The 17,086-nt window shown below is 46.3% G+C and carries 9 protein-coding genes and 1 pseudogene; 5 read left to right on the top strand and 5 right to left on the bottom strand.

Annotated elements, in window-relative coordinates; genetic code table 11:
- Nucleotides 1-63 precede the first annotated feature (63 nt).
- Nucleotides 64-6,762: a VCBS domain-containing protein gene (locus AC6R00_RS01045; RefSeq protein ID WP_500639047.1), complete on the top strand. Its 6,699-nt coding sequence runs from the start codon at nt 64-66 to the stop codon at nt 6,760-6,762.
- Between the two features lie 62 nt (nt 6,763-6,824).
- On the opposite strand, the gene AC6R00_RS01040 is transcribed toward AC6R00_RS01045, so the two are convergent.
- Both AC6R00_RS01040 and AC6R00_RS01035 read right to left on the bottom strand, forming a co-directional pair.
- On the bottom strand, nt 6,825-7,721 hold the full coding sequence (locus AC6R00_RS01040) for a LysR family transcriptional regulator (RefSeq protein ID WP_500639046.1): 897 nt from the start codon (nt 7,719-7,721) through the stop codon (nt 6,825-6,827).
- A 3-nt stretch (nt 7,722-7,724) separates the two neighbouring features.
- Complete coding sequence (locus AC6R00_RS01035) at nt 7,725-8,207, bottom strand: GNAT family N-acetyltransferase (RefSeq protein WP_500639045.1); 483 nt, start codon at nt 8,205-8,207, stop codon at nt 7,725-7,727.
- Between the two features lie 290 nt (nt 8,208-8,497).
- On the opposite strand from AC6R00_RS01035, the gene pheS reads away from it, so the two are divergent.
- The 3 genes from pheS (at nt 8,498) to AC6R00_RS01020 (ending at nt 13,028) form a co-directional block, all read left to right on the top strand.
- A complete protein-coding gene (gene pheS / locus AC6R00_RS01030; RefSeq protein WP_500639070.1) occupies nt 8,498-9,481 on the top strand; it encodes a phenylalanine--tRNA ligase subunit alpha in 984 nt (327 codons plus the stop codon).
- Nucleotides 9,482-9,499: 18 nt separating this feature from the next.
- Nucleotides 9,500-11,905, top strand: coding sequence for a phenylalanine--tRNA ligase subunit beta (gene pheT, locus AC6R00_RS01025; RefSeq protein WP_500639044.1), 2,406 nt, complete (start codon nt 9,500-9,502; stop codon nt 11,903-11,905).
- A 391-nt stretch (nt 11,906-12,296) separates the two neighbouring features.
- A complete protein-coding gene (locus tag AC6R00_RS01020) occupies nt 12,297-13,028 on the top strand; it encodes a class I SAM-dependent methyltransferase (protein ID WP_500639043.1) in 732 nt (243 codons plus the stop codon).
- A gap of 250 nt (nt 13,029-13,278) precedes the next feature.
- On the opposite strand, the gene AC6R00_RS01015 is transcribed toward AC6R00_RS01020, so the two are convergent.
- On the bottom strand, nt 13,279-14,787 hold the full coding sequence (locus AC6R00_RS01015) for a DUF3360 domain-containing protein (protein ID WP_500639042.1): 1,509 nt from the start codon (nt 14,785-14,787) through the stop codon (nt 13,279-13,281).
- Between the two features lie 383 nt (nt 14,788-15,170).
- Between AC6R00_RS01015 and AC6R00_RS01010 the strand changes: the two are divergent.
- Nucleotides 15,171-15,284: pseudogene (locus tag AC6R00_RS01010) on the top strand (phenylalanine--tRNA ligase subunit beta-related protein); the annotation flags it as partial.
- Between the two features lie 99 nt (nt 15,285-15,383).
- Here the strand turns inward: AC6R00_RS01010 and AC6R00_RS01005 are convergent.
- Nucleotides 15,384-16,109, bottom strand: coding sequence for a metallophosphoesterase family protein (locus AC6R00_RS01005; protein ID WP_500639041.1), 726 nt, complete (start codon nt 16,107-16,109; stop codon nt 15,384-15,386).
- Nucleotides 16,110-16,129: 20 nt separating this feature from the next.
- Nucleotides 16,130-17,011 carry a LysR family transcriptional regulator gene (locus AC6R00_RS01000; protein ID WP_500639040.1) on the bottom strand — a complete coding sequence of 294 codons (882 nt, stop codon included), beginning with the start codon at nt 17,009-17,011 and terminating at the stop codon, nt 16,130-16,132.
- Between the last annotated feature and the right edge of the window lie 75 nt (nt 17,012-17,086).

Here is a 17,086-nt window from a genome sequence, read left to right as displayed (position 1 = left end):
TCATTATCGAGTGATGGGTCACATTTTTCGAAATTCTGGTAGTTGCTGAATGAGGTATCGCTCTTGGTTGGACAATTTAAATTAATCACAGAAACCTATGTCGTTATTGGCTTAGATGGTCGTATCAAAATTGTAGATTCAATGGATGAAATACTGTCGGGTGAAGTGATTATTGACACTCTGGAAAACGAAATCCAACCAGAACAAATCTATGTTTTAAATGAACTTGGGCATCCTCAGCCGGAACCGGATGCAGCAAAGCAAGTTGCTCAACTGCTCGAAGCACTTGAGAATGGTGTGGATCCTAGCGAGTTAGGAGATGAGTTTGCAACGGCTGCTGGTGGCTCAGGTGGCTCAGGTGGTTCAAGCCTTACTGAGTCAGGAACTATTGAAAGAATAGGGGCTGAAGTTCTTGCTAGCACTTACTTTGAAACAGCTGGCTTTAGTTCAGAGCAAAGTACCACGTTGTTCAATCTTCTCCGCAATTCGCAAACCGATATTGCGCAGATTCGAGCGATAATTGCTGGGGATGACTCTGGGTCAGTCCAAGAGGATTCTGTTCTTGAAACTAGTGGTCAGTTGTCCATCAGTGATTCCAACACAGGTGAAGCTTTTTTTCAGCCACAGACAAATGTACAAGATGGCAATTGGGGCAGCTTTTCGGTTGATGTGAATGGCAATTGGAGTTATCAACTCAACAATGATCATCCAGATGTTCAGGCCTTAAATACAGACAGCGAGCCAGTTACCCGTATTTTAACCGTCACATCAGTTGATGGAACAACTCACCAAGTTGAAATCACCATCACGGGCACCAATGACGTCGCGCAAATCAGCGGCGATGATAAAGGCGCAGTGACGGAAGGCGATGGCAACATGATCCTTGAAGATAAGGGCACACTGACGTCTGTCGATGTGGATGGCAACAACGCCAACGACACCTTTAAAACTGAGGTAACGCCCAACAACCACCCAAGTGAAGGGGCGCCACTGGGCAGCCTGACCATCACTGAAGGCGGTGAGTGGACGTACAACGTCGACAACAGCAAAGTGGAATACTTAGGTGAAGGTCAGACTCGCATTGAAACCTTCACTGTGTACTCGCAAGACGGCACACCGCATCAAGTTGAAATCACCATCACGGGCACTAATGATGCGGCGCAAATCAGCGGTGATGATAAAGGTGCAGTGACGGAAGGCGATGGCAATGTGATCCTTGAAGATAAGGGCACACTGACGTCTGTCGATGTGGACGGCAACAACGCGAACGACACCTTTAAAACCGAGGTGACGCCAAATAACCACTCAAGTGAAGGGGCACCACTGGGCAGCCTGAGCATCACCGAAGGCGGTGAGTGGACGTACAACGTTGACAACAGCAAAGTGGAATACTTAGGTGAAGGTCAGACTCGCGTCGAAACCTTTACCGTGTACTCGCAAGACGGCACACCGCATCAAGTTGAAATCACCATCACAGGCACCAATGACGCCGCGCAAATCAGCGGCGATGATAAAGGTGCAGTGACGGAAGGTGACGGCAATGTGATCCTTGAAGATAAAGGCACACTGACGTCTGTCGATGTGGACGGCAACAACGCGAACGACACCTTCAAAACTGAGGTAATACCAAACGACCACCTAAGTGAAGGGGCGCCACTGGGCAGCCTGACCATCACCGAAGGCGGTGAGTGGACGTACAACGTCGACAACAGCAAAGTGGAATACCTAGGTGAAGGTCAGACTCGCGTCGAAACCTTTACTGTGTACTCGCAAGACGGTACACCGCATCAAGTTGAAATCACCATCACAGGCACCAACGACGCCGCGCAAATCAGCGGCGATGATAAAGGTGCAGTGACAGAAGGTGACGGCAATGTGATCCTTGAAGATAAAGGCACACTGACATCTGTCGATGTGGACGGCAACAACGCGAACGACACCTTCAAAACTGAGGTAATACCAAACGACCACCTAAGTGAAGGGGCGCCACTGGGCAGCCTGAGCATCACCGAAGGCGGTGAGTGGACGTACAACGTCGACAACAGCAAAGTGGAATACCTAGGGGAAGGTCAGACTCGCATTGAAACCTTCACTGTGTACTCGCAAGACGGCACTCCTCATCAAGTTGAAATCACCATCACAGGCACCAATGATGCGGCGCAAATCAGCGGTGATGATAAAGGCGCAGTGACAGAAGGTGACGGCAATGTGATCCTTGAAGATAAGGGCACACTGACATCTGTCGATGTGGACGGCAACAACGCGAACGACACCTTTAAAACTGAGGTAATACCTAACAACCACCCAAGTGAAGGGGCGCCACTGGGCAGCCTGAGCATCACCGAAGGCGGTGAGTGGACGTACAACGTCGACAACAGCAAAGTAGAATACTTAGGGGAAGGTCAGACTCGCATTGAAACCTTCACCGTGTACTCGCAAGACGGCACTCCACATCAAGTTGAAATCACCATCACGGGCACTAATGACGCCGCGCAAATCAGCGGTGATGATAAAGGTGCAGTGACAGAAGGTGACGGCAATGTGATCCTTGAAGATAAGGGCACACTGACATCTGTCGATGTGGACGGCAACAACGCCAACGACACCTTTAAAACTGAGGTAATACCTAACAACCACCCAAGTGAAGGGGCGCCACTGGGCAGCCTGAGCATCACCGAAGGCGGTGAGTGGACGTACAACGTCGACAACAGCAAAGTAGAATACTTAGGGGAAGGTCAGACACGCTTTGAAACCTTTACTGTGTACTCGCAAGATGGCACTCCACACCAAGTTGAAATCACCATCACAGGCACCAATGACGCCGCGCAAATCAGCGGTGACGATAAAGGCGCAGTGACAGAAGGTGACGGCAATGTGATCCTTGAAGATAAAGGCACACTGGTATCTGTCGATGTGGATGGCAACAACGCCAACGACACCTTTAAAACTGAGGTGACGCCAAATAACCACTCAAGTGAAGGGGTACCACTGGGCAGCCTGACCATCACCGAAGGCGGTGAGTGGACGTACAACGTCGACAACAGCAAAGTGGAATACCTAGGTGAAGGTCAGACTCGCATTGAAACCTTCACCGTGTACTCGCAAGATGGCACTCCACACCAAGTTGAAATCACCATCACAGGCACCAATGACGCCGCGCAAATCAGCGGCGATGATAAAGGCGCAGTGACAGAAGGTGACGGCAATGTGATCCTTGAAGATAAAGGCACACTGACGTCTGTCGATGTAGACGGCAACAACGCGAACGACACCTTTAAAGTTGAGGTGACGCCCAACAACCACCCAAGTGAAGGGGCGCCACTGGGCAGCCTGACCATCACCGAAGGCGGTGAGTGGACGTACAACGTCGACAACAGCAAAGTAGAATACTTAGGTGAGGGTCAGACACGCATTGAAACCTTCACTGTGTACTCGCAAGATGGCACACCACACCAAGTTGAAATCACCATCACGGGCACCAACGATGCGCCAGAGTTCATCAGTGGTAGCAATGACAGTCATGGACGTGACTCGCAAGGTAATATCGACGCAGATAGCTATCAGTTTAGCGTTGATGAAAATACCCCAACAGGAGTCATTGGCAAGGTTGAAGCGTTCGATATCGACCAAAGCAGTCAGGTGACCTATCACCTAACGAATCACACAGACTTGTTTGAGATAAATACGGCAACGGGTGAAATCAGTGTTAAGAATGGTGTTACGTTCGATCACGAAACAATCGACAGTTACCAACTAGAGGTAGAAGCCCGCGACCAATTTAATGGAAAAGATACGGCTCAAGTTAAAGTGCTTATCAACGACCTTAACGAAGCGCCAATCGCTGAAGATGATAAGGGCATCGAAACGACGACCAAGACACTGGATCAGAACAATTGGGATGACAGTGCCGACATTAGTGTCGATTACTATGTGATTGATACTACTACAGGAAACAGAGTCGCTGACGCGTCTAAATCTGATTATACCGGTGATGGCGATCATAAGTACGGTGTGAGTTCTTCACTCGATAAAGGTTCAGACCGAGTCCAAGATGGACAGATAGGTTACGATGATGTCACTGGCCAAAGCGAAGCAATGCGTTTTTCATTTGCCAATGGACAAGTGTCTAATCACGCCGAAGTTGAGGTGAAGAACCTTTGGACTGACACCAAAAATGGTAGTTGGGAGCCTGGTATTGAACGTGGAGTCTGGAAGGCATACTACAAAGGTGAACTAGTCGCGACTGGTGTCTTTGAAGGTACTCGCGGAGGCAGTCAAGTCGTCAGCATTGACGCAGATGGTCGCTATTTTGACAGTATTGAGATGTCGACGATCAGCTACAAAGACGGTGTTGTTGATCCAAAAGGGTCCGAGTATTTCGTTACTCAAGTTAGCGCAGACCTGACTACTTTTGACGATAGTTACCAAACCAGTGGCTCAGGTACGTTAGAGCTAGATGTTTTGGCAAATGATCATGATCCTGATGGTGATGACTTGACGATTGTCGATTATCCAAAAGAAGACTTCTTAACTCTTAAAGACGGGAAGTTGGTCTTTGACGCTGCGAAATATCTTGAATCTTTACCGGCAAACGAACGTATCATCAAAACTGGTGAAGTGAAGGAACACACCTTTAAGTACACCATCGAAGATGAAGACGGCTTAAAAGATACCGCTGAGGTTACTGTCAGCATTATGGGTGAGCCAATGTCCTTAAATGACGCTCACGCTGAGTTAAATGAATCTGAATTAGGTACAGATACGGGAGCTCATGCAGAAGGAGATTTGGTAGCAGACCTTGGATCCGCGACTGATGCCGAATATCACTTTGAAGTAGACCAGAGTTTGAGTGGCTTCACCAGTGGCGGTAAACCAGTGTCGTTTGAGGTGAGCGCAGACCAAACTACTCTAACCGGATATACAGGCGCTGGCTCAGATCGCGTTAAAGTGCTAGAAGCAAGCATCGACGTTAACACGGGCCACTATTCTGTTGTTCAGCATTCTGCTCTAGATCATGCTGAACAAGGTGCAGATAAGATCGACATTTCGGCAAAGGTCGAGGTGAACGCAGGTGGTCAATCTGAGAGTGCCATTTTGCACCTAGATGTTACCGACTCGGTGCCTAGTTCAAATTCTGCCCACCACGTAATCAATGATGTCGCGCTGCAAAGCAACACTGTAGTAATAGCGCTTGATGCTTCACAGTCGATGAGTAGTCAGGTACTGGATGCTGACGGACACTGGGTGACACGCTGGGAACTGGCAAGAGACTCCATCACAGCAATGTTTGAAAAGTACCAGGATGTCGGCGATGTACAATTTAAAATTGCAGCACACAGTGGTTTTCCGGATGGGCAGATTTCTGGGTGGCTAAGTTCAGTAGGAGACATTCGTCAGTTCTTCTTTGATGTTCAGCCATCGGCTTGGACGCCTTATAGCCAAGCGATTGATCAAGTGCATGAAGTACTTACAGACCCAACGAGTCAGTCATTGCTCAATAGCACCAATACACAGCTTTACTTTATTTCTGATGGTGTCACGACAGACTTCGATGGCTGGACAAATCAGTCAGGCGGTTACGAAACCAAAGCTCGTGAAAGTTTAATGAAATGGAGTAGCGAAGATGATTTTTCTAGCCCAGAGCGATACCAGCAAGTTCGAGATGGTTTGGTAGAACCAACAACTGCTGAAGAAAAAATGATCCTCGCAAATGCTATGGAGAAGAGCATCGAAACGAGTGGGCAGACAATTGACAATATTTGGTCAGTAGGGATCGGTGCTGGGGCTGATTTGAAGTATTTGGAGCCGATAGCGACAGATAAAGGCTCAGCGATTGTAGTGGTCGATGACGCGCAGATAGAAGAACTACTGATCAAAACAGTATCTGGCCAGCTACAGAGTGACTTGATTACTCATCATGGGGGCGAGGCGCAGTGGGTAGACACGATAGTCGTCGAAGGAGATACCTACCATTTCGATAAGCTAACTGGAGAAGTGATCAAGAGTGTAGCGGGCCACATAGAAACAGTGTCTGAGAGTTCTTTAGTGAAAATTGACACGACTCATGGTCACCTTACGATTAACTTTGAAAATGGACGCTATGACTACAAAGCGAACAATGTAGATGGTCATCAACAAGATAAGTTTATCGCTAGAGTCGTAGATGCAGACGGTGATGTTGCTGAGAGCCAAATTACTATCGATGTTCAAGATACATCGCATCCGGATTCGTCGCGCAACATAGTCCAAGGTGATAGCCAAGCGAATACCTTGAATGGAACGGATGGTAACGATGCTCTGGTCGGGTATGATGGAGCTGACACATTAAATGGTGGTGCAGGTGATGATATCCTTATCGGTGGTCTAGATAACGATGTACTTATCGGCGGTTTAGGAAGTGATATCTTAACGGGTGGGGCAGGAAAAGATGTGTTTGCTTTTTCTTCAGAATCACTAAATATCACAGCCGATCAAGACATTATTAAAGACTTCCATTTGAACGAAGATAAGCTTGATTTTACCGATGTTTTGGCACCATTAGGTGATGAAGATAAGGACATGGAAAATCTGCTAAATCATCTAACGGCGAGCTTCGATGCAGACAAAGAGACATTAAATATTGACCTAACGGCAGACGATGGAAAATCAGTATCTATCGCTTTAGAACAGTTCGATATCTCAGGCCTCGATTTATCAGCGTCGGCGAGCTCTCATGAGATTGTTGAGCAGATGTTCCAGCACCAAGCCTTTAAGGTGGACTAAAATTAGAAATTGAGGGAGCTAGTAAAGCTCCCTTTTCTTTTACGTACCGACACTAGAGCGCTTCAAATTTTGAAGTGTTGCTTAATCAGCTTATAGCACTCGTGACGAAACCATCGATGCTCGGGGTCTTTATGATGCTTTTCGTGCCACAGCAGGTAGTAATGATGCTCTGGAAGCTGGAAAGGTAATGGTATTGTTTGCAGCGCATACTGCTGGCACAACGAAGCCGCAATATGGCTCGGAACAGTCATTGTATACTCACTGAACTCGAGTAACTTGGCGGCGCTCTGCAAATCAGGCATCACCGCAGAGATGACTCTTTGGTGTTCGCGTTTCTTAAACACGCCATCCACCTCGCGGGTCTTGTCACCTAATCCACTCACTTGAATATGTTTCGCTGCAAAATACTCATGTAAAGACAGCGTTTTACTTCGTCCCAAGCTCTGCTTTGACCCGATTACAACATAATGGTCACTCGCGATACGTTTGCCATGAATATGATTGGGAACATCAACCGCCATTGTGGCAACGACATCAAGAGAGCTAGTGGCAAGCGCCTCTAGCTGTCCGTTGTCTATTATCGAACCATGAATGAAAGCATTTGGGCAATCTGTCGTGACGAGCTTTGCGATCTCAGGGAGCGCAGCGCCTGAGACAAACGAGTCAAACCCAATGTGAAAGCGCCGCTCAATGCCTTCGAGCTTAAAATCAGAATGTTGATAAAGCGCATCCATCTGTTTCAGTAGGTTAGGCAAGGTCTGTTTTAGCTCTTGCGCTCTATTGGTTAGCACAAACTCCTTTCCGTCTCGAACTAAAATGGGATCGCCAAAAGCATCTCGTATTTGACCGAGTGTTCGACTCATTGCTGGTTGAGTCACATTCAGCTTTTTAGCCGCTTCCGTAAGGCTCTGCGTTTGGAGCAGTGCATTTAAAGCGGGCAGGAGTTTGTAGTTATTCATCAATTACAGCTCTTTTAGCATCCAGACATCGCAACTATTGTGCTCAGTGCCTTCCAGTGGCTGGGATAGGTGCTCAAACCCAAACGTTTCATACATTCGAACCGCAGCATTCATATTGGATAAGGTGTCGAGATAGCAAGATTCGAACCCTTGTTCACGAGCAAAATCGAGACAAGCAGACACTAGCTTTCTACCCAAACCGAGCCCTCTGCTATCCGGCAGAAGGAACAGCTTCTTTAGCTCGCAGACTTTGTCACTACTTGAAAATGGAGCGAGCCCGCATCCGCCGACTATTTTTCCGTCTAGTTTAGCGACAAGATAGAGTGACTTATTCTCAAGGGTATAGTGCTGGCTCATGTTGCTCACTTCTGCATCTGAAGGGCCATAACCCTCACCAACAGCGCCAAATTCTGCGCCAACCTCCTGAATAATTTCGCATATTGCTTGGTCATGCTCAGGAAGAATAGGAGTGATTGTTAGATTCATGTTTACCTCAATTTCTTTCTTAACTCTGTTGAAAGCCAATTTATCGCCATTGATGAATAAGTAAAAATTATTTTAGATTATGTTAATGATAACAAAAAGTGATGTCATTGCGGCAAGTATCAAAGTGGTTAGCCAATTTAGATGCTTGATAAGTGTCCAACAGGCGATTCTAAGGATATTTCAGTTTGGCTTTGAACGTTGCTTTCGTTACTATGTACAGCTACTTGAAAATACCGAAATTCCCTTCCGGGAAACCTTATGGAAACTACCAAAAGGTAGATGAGGAAACGATGCAACATCTAGAAGAGATCATTGCTAACGCGAATGCAGCAATTGAAGCTGCAGATTCGTTAGTCGCACTTGATGAAGTGCGTGTTCAGTATCTAGGCAAAAAAGGTGAGCTAACAGCTCAACTTCAAAGCCTAGGTAAACTACCACCAGAAGAGCGCCGTGAAGCTGGTCAAGAGATCAACAAAGCGAAAGGCGTTGTTCAACAAGCGATCGCAGCTCGTAAAGATGCACTACAACGTGCAGAGCTTGAAGCGAAGCTTGCAGCAGAAACAATCGACGTGACTCTACCGGGTCGTCGTATCGAGAACGGTGGTCTACACCCTGTGACTCGTACTGTTGAGCGTATTGAACAGTTCTTTGGTGAGCTAGGCTTTAACACTGAGTCTGGTCCTGAGATTGAAGATGCATTCCATAACTTTGATGCACTAAACATCGCAGAAGATCACCCAGCGCGTACTGACCACGACACGTTCTTCTTTAACCCTGATCTAATGCTACGTACTCACACGTCTGGCGTTCAGATCCGTACGATGGAAAATGGTAAACCACCATTCCGCTTCATCGCACCGGGCCGTGTTTACCGTAACGACTACGACCAAACGCACACGCCAATGTTCCACCAAGTGGAAGGCATGCTAGTAGACGAGAACGTAAACTTCGCACAGCTTAAAGGTATTCTGCACGACTTCCTATGCAACTTCTTTGAAGAAGAAGTTGAAGTTCGTTTCCGTCCTTCTTACTTCCCATTCACTGAGCCTTCAGCAGAAGTAGACGTAAAAGGTAAGAACGGCAAATGGCTTGAAGTTCTAGGTTGTGGCATCGTTCACCCTAACGTACTTCGCAGCGTTGGCATCGACCCTGAGAAATACTCTGGCTTCGCATTTGGTATGGGCGTTGAGCGTCTAACTATGCTTCGTTACGGCGTAAACGATCTTCGTGCGTTCTTCGAGAACGACCTTCGTTTCCTAAAACAGTTCAAGTAATCCAGGGGATACATCACTATGAAATTTAGCGAATCTTGGCTTCGTGAGTGGGTAAACCCTGCGGTATCGACTGACGAACTTACACACCAAATCACAATGGCGGGTCTAGAAGTAGACGACGTACTACCTGTTGCTGGTTCTTTCACTGGCGTTAAAGTAGGTAAAGTGGTTGAGTGTGGTCAACACCCAGACGCTGACAAACTACGTGTAACTAAAGTAGATGTTGGCGCTGAAGAACTTCTAGACATCGTTTGTGGCGCATCTAACTGTCGTCTAGGTATCAAAGTTGCTGTAGCGACTGTTGGTGCTGTTCTACCAGGCGATTTCAAAATCAAAAAAGCAAAACTACGTGGTCAACCATCACACGGCATGCTGTGTTCATTCTCTGAACTAGGTATCGACGTTGAATCTGATGGCATCATGGAACTAGCAGAAGACGCAGCAATCGGTACTGATTTCCGCGAATTCCTAGGTCTTGACGACGTAACAGTAGACGTAGACCTAACGGCTAACCGCGCTGACTGTTTCAGCATCCGTGGTATGGCGCGTGAAGTTGGCGTTCTAAACCGTGCTGACGTAACTGAGCCTGCAGTAAACGCAGTAGCACCAGCTATCGACGACACAGTTTCTATCGAAGTGAAAGCGACTGCAGCATGTCCACGTTACCTTGGCCGTGTGGTTAAGAACGTAAACGTTCAAGCTGAAACACCACTTTGGATGCAAGAGAAACTGCGCCGCTGTGGTATTCGCTCTATCGATCCAGTAGTTGATATCACTAACTTTGTTCTTCTAGAGCAAGGCCAGCCAATGCACGCATTCGATCTTGCTAAGATTGAAGGCGGCATCGTAGTGCGTATGGCAGAGCAGGGCGAGAAGCTAACTCTTCTAGACGGCAACGAAGCTGAGCTAAACGCTGATACTCTAGTTGTCGCAGACCACAACAAAGCCCTTGCTATCGCAGGTATCTTTGGTGGTGAAGAGTCTGGTGTAACCACTGAGACTAAAGACGTACTACTTGAGTGTGCATTCTTCGCACCAGATCACATCCGTGGCCGCGCGCGTAGCTACGGTCTACACACAGATTCTTCAATGCGTTTTGAGCGTGGTGTCGATTTCGCACTACAAACAAGCGCAATGGAACGTGCAACAGAACTTCTTGTTGAGATTTGTGGCGGTGAAGTAGCACCCGTTGTTGCAGTAGAGTCAGAAGCTGACCTACCAAAAGCAAACACAGTATCACTACGTCGTACTATGCTAGACAGCCTACTAGGCCACCACATTGCAGACAGCGATGTAGTTGAGATCCTAGAGCGTCTTGGCCTAACTGTAGAAACTACTGACGCAGGTTGGACTGCGACAGCACCAACATGGCGTTTTGATATCGCAATCGAGCAAGACCTAATTGAAGAAGTAGGTCGTATCTACGGTTACGATAACATCCCTAACCAAAACCCAGCGGCAGCACTTAAGATGCACGACCACGTTGAAGCGAACATTCCGCTAAAACGCGTTCGTAACCTACTTGTTGACCGTGGTTACCAAGAAGCCATCACTTACAGCTTCGTTGAACCTGAGCAGCAAAAGCTTGTTGTTCCAGGTGTTGAGCCGCTAATCCTGCCATTCCCAATCTCTGCGGATATGTCAGCAATGCGTCTAGGCCTAATCCAAGGTCTACTAAACACTGTGGTTCACAACCAGAAACGTCAACAGCCACGCGTTCGTCTATTCGAATACGGCCTACGTTTCATCCCATGTGAGTCTGCTGAAAACGGTATGCGCCAAGAGCCTATGCTTGCAGGTGTTATCGCAGGTACTCGCAGCGAAGAGCACTGGGACATCGAAACCAACACAGTTGATTTCTTTGACCTGAAAGGCGATCTAGAAGCGGTTCTTGAGCTAACAGCTAACGAAGCGGCATACTCTTTCGCAGCGCTTTCTGCTGAAGATAAAGCAGCGAACCCTGCACTTCACCCAGGTCAATCTGCAGCTATCATCGTTGATGGTAAGCAAGTTGGTGTAATCGGTACAGTTCACCCAGAACTAGAGCGTAAGTTTGGTCTAAACGGCCGTACTATCGTATTCGAAGTGGAATGGTCTGCAATCAGCACTAAAGTGATTCCTGAAGCAGTTCAGCTTTCTAAGTTCCCATCAAACCGTCGTGACATCGCGGTAGTTGTTGATGAAGCAGTCGCTTCTGGCGACATCGTTGCAGCATGTCTAGAGCAAGGTGGTGAGTTCCTAAAAGACGCTAAACTATTCGACGTTTACGTTGGTAAAGGCGTTGAAGAAGGTAAGAAGAGCCTAGCAATCGCGCTAACACTACAGTCAGTTGAACGTACGCTTGAAGATGCAGATATCGCTGGTGCGGTTGACGCTATCGTTGCTCACGTATCTGAGAAGTTTGGTGCGTCTCTACGCGACTAATCACTTCTGATTAGATAGAAAACCAAAGGCCTCGCATTGCGAGGCCTTTTTGTTTGGGGCGAATAAGGAGTTGGGTGTTAACTCATTAGTGGACATAAACAAGTTAAGGAAAACTGTCGGATGTTATGCTCAGCATCAGTCTAAAAGCATTAATCGAGTCGATTTCATAGTGAAGTAAGGGCCAAAAGTTAGATTATCCCAACATTGAATACGTAAACAGCCCCTCTTGATACACCATAGCAAGACGCTCCCTTGTAGCTGTCATTTTGAGTCTCAAATTCAAATTCGAACGAACCCTGAAGGAATAAAATCTTTAATCACTGAAATTTAAAGCAATATTTAATGGTATAGAGCTTGCTGGAGTTTCAGATTTCCAGACTGAGAAAACATTATGGCCGGAGTAGTACGCAAACTTACCCCTGAACAAACAGTATCGTTTGACATCGAGTATATAGATGATGCGATGTTCGCTACCTTGGTAAAGCATCTCAATATGCTTTACCCCACCCAATACCCGTTCCACTTGCTCGATGTTGGCGGAGGTAATGGCATGTACGCTGATAAGATTCTGTCATACTACCCCAACGCCAGCGTCACTTTAGTTGAGCCAGAACAGTCTCTAATCGAGAAAAACCACCCTCACCCTAGAAAGCAGTTAGTGTGTTCAACCTTCCAAGACACCATTTTCACTGAAAAATTCGATGTTATTCAGTTCAATTGGGTTCTTCACCATTTTGTTAGTGACAGCTACGAAAGATCGGTAACGCTGCAAAAGAAAGCTCTAGAGCGTTCATTTCAAAACCTCTCTGAAAACGGCATCGTGGTCGTGTTTGAGAACTTTTATGAAGGGCAATTTGTTCACAACTTACCGAGCGCGTTGATCTATCAATCGACTTCATCGAAATCTTTGGCTCAAATAATCAAAAAGATGGGTGCAAATACGGCCGGTGTCGGGGTCTGCTTTAATAGCAGAAGTCAATGGCATAATATGATGCTTGACGCAGGATTTGTCGCAGTTCTTCACGTACCATTCTATGAATTTGGCAATTTAAGCAAGCTTAAGAAGCAGTTGTTACACATTAAACAACAAAATGTCGGCTTGCTCATTGGCAAAAAAGACTGATCACCCTCAATTAGGCGAAAATTTTGCTTCTGCTAGGGATTCATCCGTGGCTGCTGGAAGGTCTAATTGCATGATTTACACATTAATTAATTCGATGACTAGCGCTATGCTTTCTGAAACATCTTGGGGCAAAAATGAGCTAGCTGGTCATTACCTCAGAATAACAAAGGCCTCGCTATTGCGAGGCCTTTGTTTTTACAGATATAACCGAGAGGTTAAATACCCATTGGCTGCAACTCGCGTCTAACGGTTAGCGAAAGCTAGGGATAATCGCTGGTAGCCCTGGTAGAAGGCCAACTAACGCCATCACACCTGTTAGCACCACAAACATAATGCCCGGTAACACCCAACGGCTCATTTTACTCAGTTCGCCGCTACGTTCTTTACAACCGATTAAGCCTAAGTTGTCTAACAGCATAGTGAGCGACCAACCAAATGCAGGGTTTACTAGCGCTGATGAAAACACAACGATTGCGGCAGATTGAGTGGTTTTCCCTTCGCGCGTCATTTCCATGCCAGCTTCTAGCAATGGGACGAATACCCCAACGATTAGTGCAACACAAAGTACAGGTTGCCAGATAGCTAAATCCATCGGGTAGCCCCAAATTGCGGCGATGATGCAAAACAGAGCCGTCAGCAAAGCACCCGCAGGAATAGGGCGTTTAGCAATTGCGGCTGGTACGATGTAAGTCCCCCATGAAGAGGTAAAGTTAGTACCACCGAGTAAAGAACCAAACGTCTGACGAATAGAAGCCGTGGTCATGGTGTCGTCAATGTTCATGTGTACTTTTTCGGTACGTTCCGGGTAGCTGATTTTTTGAAAGACTTGATGTCCTAAGAAGTCCGGTGACCACATAGCCACTGCTAAAATAGCAAACGGCAATACCACCATGAAATGTTCAATTGTCGGTAGGCCTAGCATCCAACCTGTATCTTCTCCCCACCAATACATAGGGTTCATATGAGGTAAACCAGGCTCGGTTTGGAAAGAAAACGGTGCGCCCATCGCAAAAGCTAACGTGCCACCCAGCAAGCAACTAAGAGGTACCGCTAGCCAACGCTTACGGAAATGTTCCAATAGCGCGTACAAAATAATGGTACAAAAGATCACGACGAAAGCAATGTGACTCATACCAATTCCTTCAGACCAAGCGAATAGCTTTTTGACTTGAGAAACGGTCCCGACAAAGCCTAGGTAGAGCAATAAGCCGCCACACACGCCTTTACTGGTGAGATTTGCCAACATGCTGCCACCTTTACTGATAGCGAGCAATAAGCCGAACGCGCCAATCAGCAAACCAAAGGCCATCGGGTGTCCACCAGCGGCAACAACAATCGGAATCAAAGGGATAAGTGGGCCGTGTGTACCTGCGAGGTTAGCGGTTGGCAATAAAAAACCAGAGAAAAGAATAATGAACACTGAAGCGATAAGTAATTCATAACGAACATTTTCTAGAATAAACCCTTCGTTTAGCCCTAGAGCTCCGGCAAAGGTTGCTGCAATAGCGCCCACCATTACCACTTTACCAATGGTCGCCGCCATTGCTGGGATGGTGTCCTCAATCTCAAATCGATAATCTTTAAACGGCAAGTTTGGACGCCAGCGTTTAGGCGACATGATTTGCAACTCGTGCTCTAGATACTGCTCTCGGGACTCAAATTCAGAGCTTGGTTTGTGTTGTTGTTGATAACTGAGTTCATCCTCATTGGCTTGAGGCTTATCTGTTCTTATATGTGCGGACTCTAAAGTACTGCTCATTTTGATTCCTTTCGTTCACACTCTGAGGTGTGTTGTTCCAACAAACGTAATTTACTCCCGGTATTAAGAGGTAGCGGAGTAGTGAGTGAGATTCGTTTTTCTACAAAAAATGCGATAAATCTATATTGGGTGTAACTTGAGTTATTATTAAAAAGTGAAGATGACTGACTAAGAATAGGGTCGGAAACAAGCAAGAATATCATTGGTCTTGTTGTAAAAAGCTTGAGGTTCACAGTTAAATATAACGAGCAAATTACCCTACAAATAAACGTAATCATTTAAGTTGTTAGTACCTTAAACCAAACGCAAAAAAACAAATAGTCTCAGTTAGTTAGACATTAGTCGTAGAGTTAGCCTGAAAGTATCAAGAGGTTAGATAATAAGGTAAGAAGAGCCTAGCAATCGCACTAACACTACAATCTGTAGAGCGTACGCTTGAAGATGCCGACATCGCTGGTACGGTTGACGCTATCGTAGCTCACGTCTCTGAGAAGTTTTCGTGCGTTGCTACGCGAGGAATCATTGCTGACCAGATAGTAAAAAACCTGCTTTGTCAGCAGGTTTTTTTATGCCTAGCGTAGCTTCTTGTGCGAAGTTCAAAGATAGATAGGCTGATAATCAATAGACTCAATGTAAAAAGTTATCTTACTCAAGCCAACTCTGTCGCTGCGGTTGTATTCATTAATAGAGTGATCGAATCCATACGCCGTGGCAGGCGCCATATATTGGGTTACACCTTGCCTTGTCTCAATAATGCCATCATGGCCATGGCCGCAAATCACGTCTTTTACCTTATGCTTGCGTAAAAGTGCCATGAGTTGCGTGTCATTTTCTAAGCGAATGGCTTGCATCCAGTCTGCGCCAACTGGGATCACGGGGTGGTGGACAACCACAATTGGGTTACTTGTCTTTCGAATTTGCTTTCTGAACTTAGCCAGGCCACGGTTATCTATCCGGCCCGAACCAAGCGGATGTTGAGCATCTATCGGCTTATAGCTTGAGTCGAGGAACAAGACATCTCGACCATGAATCTTAGCCTTATCGGCAACTTTAATTACTGAGCCTTTAAGTTCTTCCCTCATCAGGTGGGAGTCATCATGATTCCCTGCGATGGCAAAAATCGTTTTACTGGTGACATACTGAGTAACAAAGGCGACGAGCTTAGCGTAGTCTCCAGATTTTGGATTACAGCAAATATCGCCGGTGAGAAGTAGAGTGTCACAGCTGGTATCTTGCTCTGCATGAACCAGAGCTTGTTTTAGGTTCTCATAGCTTGATTCATCACTCAGGTGACAATCACTAATTTGATAGACAGTTTTCATTATTTTTTTAGCTAGCCAATTTATTTTAATACGTTGTGTAAATAATCGAGTAATGCCCGAACTTTAGGTGTTGCTCCTCTGTGACTAGGGTATAGCGCATAAAGGGTCACAGGCTTGAACTTCCAGTCGGGTAAGACGTTAATTAGCTTACCATTCTCTTCAAACTCTTTAGCCATATAATCGGGCAATTCTGTGATACCGAGTCCTTGAACCGCCATACGTTTCAACATCGAGAAATCATCACAACGAACACTTGGCTTAAATGATAAATGATGTTCAGCATCACTAGAAACAAGATGCCAATCAGCACTACGTTCTTTAGCGCTCATCAACATCAATGGTTGTGCAGTGAGTTCATCAGGATGAGACAGTCGCTCGAACTCAAGATTGGGGGCGGCATAAAGCCTTAACTCAATGGAGCAAAGACGCCTTGCAACGAGTGTGGAATCGGCCAACTCACCGACTCGAAAAGCGAGATCGAATCCTTCTTCAATCAGATCCACGCGGCGGTTTGTTAGTGTTAGATCCAACTCCACATCTGGGTTTTGCATGCAAAAGGCAGCCAAGTGTTCGGAGAGTAGCGATTGACCCACCCCTAAGGATGTACAAATTCGCAATCGTCCTTGAGGCCTTTGCAACATCGACTCAACGGCGCTATCTGCGGCATCAAGCTCCTCTTTAATTCTCCGGCAGTACTCATAGTAGCGTTGGCCCACTTCAGTTATGTTAAGAGAACGAGTTGAGCGCTCTAATAGTCTGACTCCTAAATGCTTTTCAAGCCGAGTAATCTTACGACTAATGTTCGATTTGGGCGTATTGTAGGCTTCGGCAGCTGCTGTAAAGCTACCTCTTTCCACGACCGTGGCAAAAACCATCAAGTCGTTTAAATCACAATTCAGCATTTTCTGGTCAATTGTTATCAAATATTGAACAGTATTGTATCAGAGAGCTTATATATCAATATCTCATACCAAACT

This window comes from Vibrio sp. R10-SF1-ISO8 (assembly GCF_059833805.1).
Note: the sequence above shows the minus strand (reverse complement) of the source record. Positions and strands in the feature narration are given on the sequence as shown.

Excerpts from the sequence above, each read along its gene's own strand:
- AC6R00_RS01040 (WP_500639046.1), bottom strand. The coding sequence starts at position 7,721 with ATGAATAACTACAAACTCCTGCCCGCTTTAAATGCACTGCTCCAAACG.
- AC6R00_RS01005 (WP_500639041.1), bottom strand. The coding sequence starts at position 16,109 with ATGAAAACTGTCTATCAAATTAGTGATTGTCACCTGAGTGATGAATCA.
- AC6R00_RS01020 (WP_500639043.1), top strand. The coding sequence starts at position 12,297 with ATGGCCGGAGTAGTACGCAAACTTACCCCTGAACAAACAGTATCGTTT.
- AC6R00_RS01015 (WP_500639042.1), bottom strand. The coding sequence starts at position 14,787 with ATGAGCAGTACTTTAGAGTCCGCACATATAAGAACAGATAAGCCTCAA.
- pheT (WP_500639044.1), top strand. The coding sequence starts at position 9,500 with ATGAAATTTAGCGAATCTTGGCTTCGTGAGTGGGTAAACCCTGCGGTA.
- pheS (WP_500639070.1), top strand. The coding sequence starts at position 8,498 with ATGCAACATCTAGAAGAGATCATTGCTAACGCGAATGCAGCAATTGAA.
- AC6R00_RS01035 (WP_500639045.1), bottom strand. The coding sequence starts at position 8,207 with ATGAATCTAACAATCACTCCTATTCTTCCTGAGCATGACCAAGCAATA.
- AC6R00_RS01000 (WP_500639040.1), bottom strand. The coding sequence starts at position 17,011 with ATGCTGAATTGTGATTTAAACGACTTGATGGTTTTTGCCACGGTCGTG.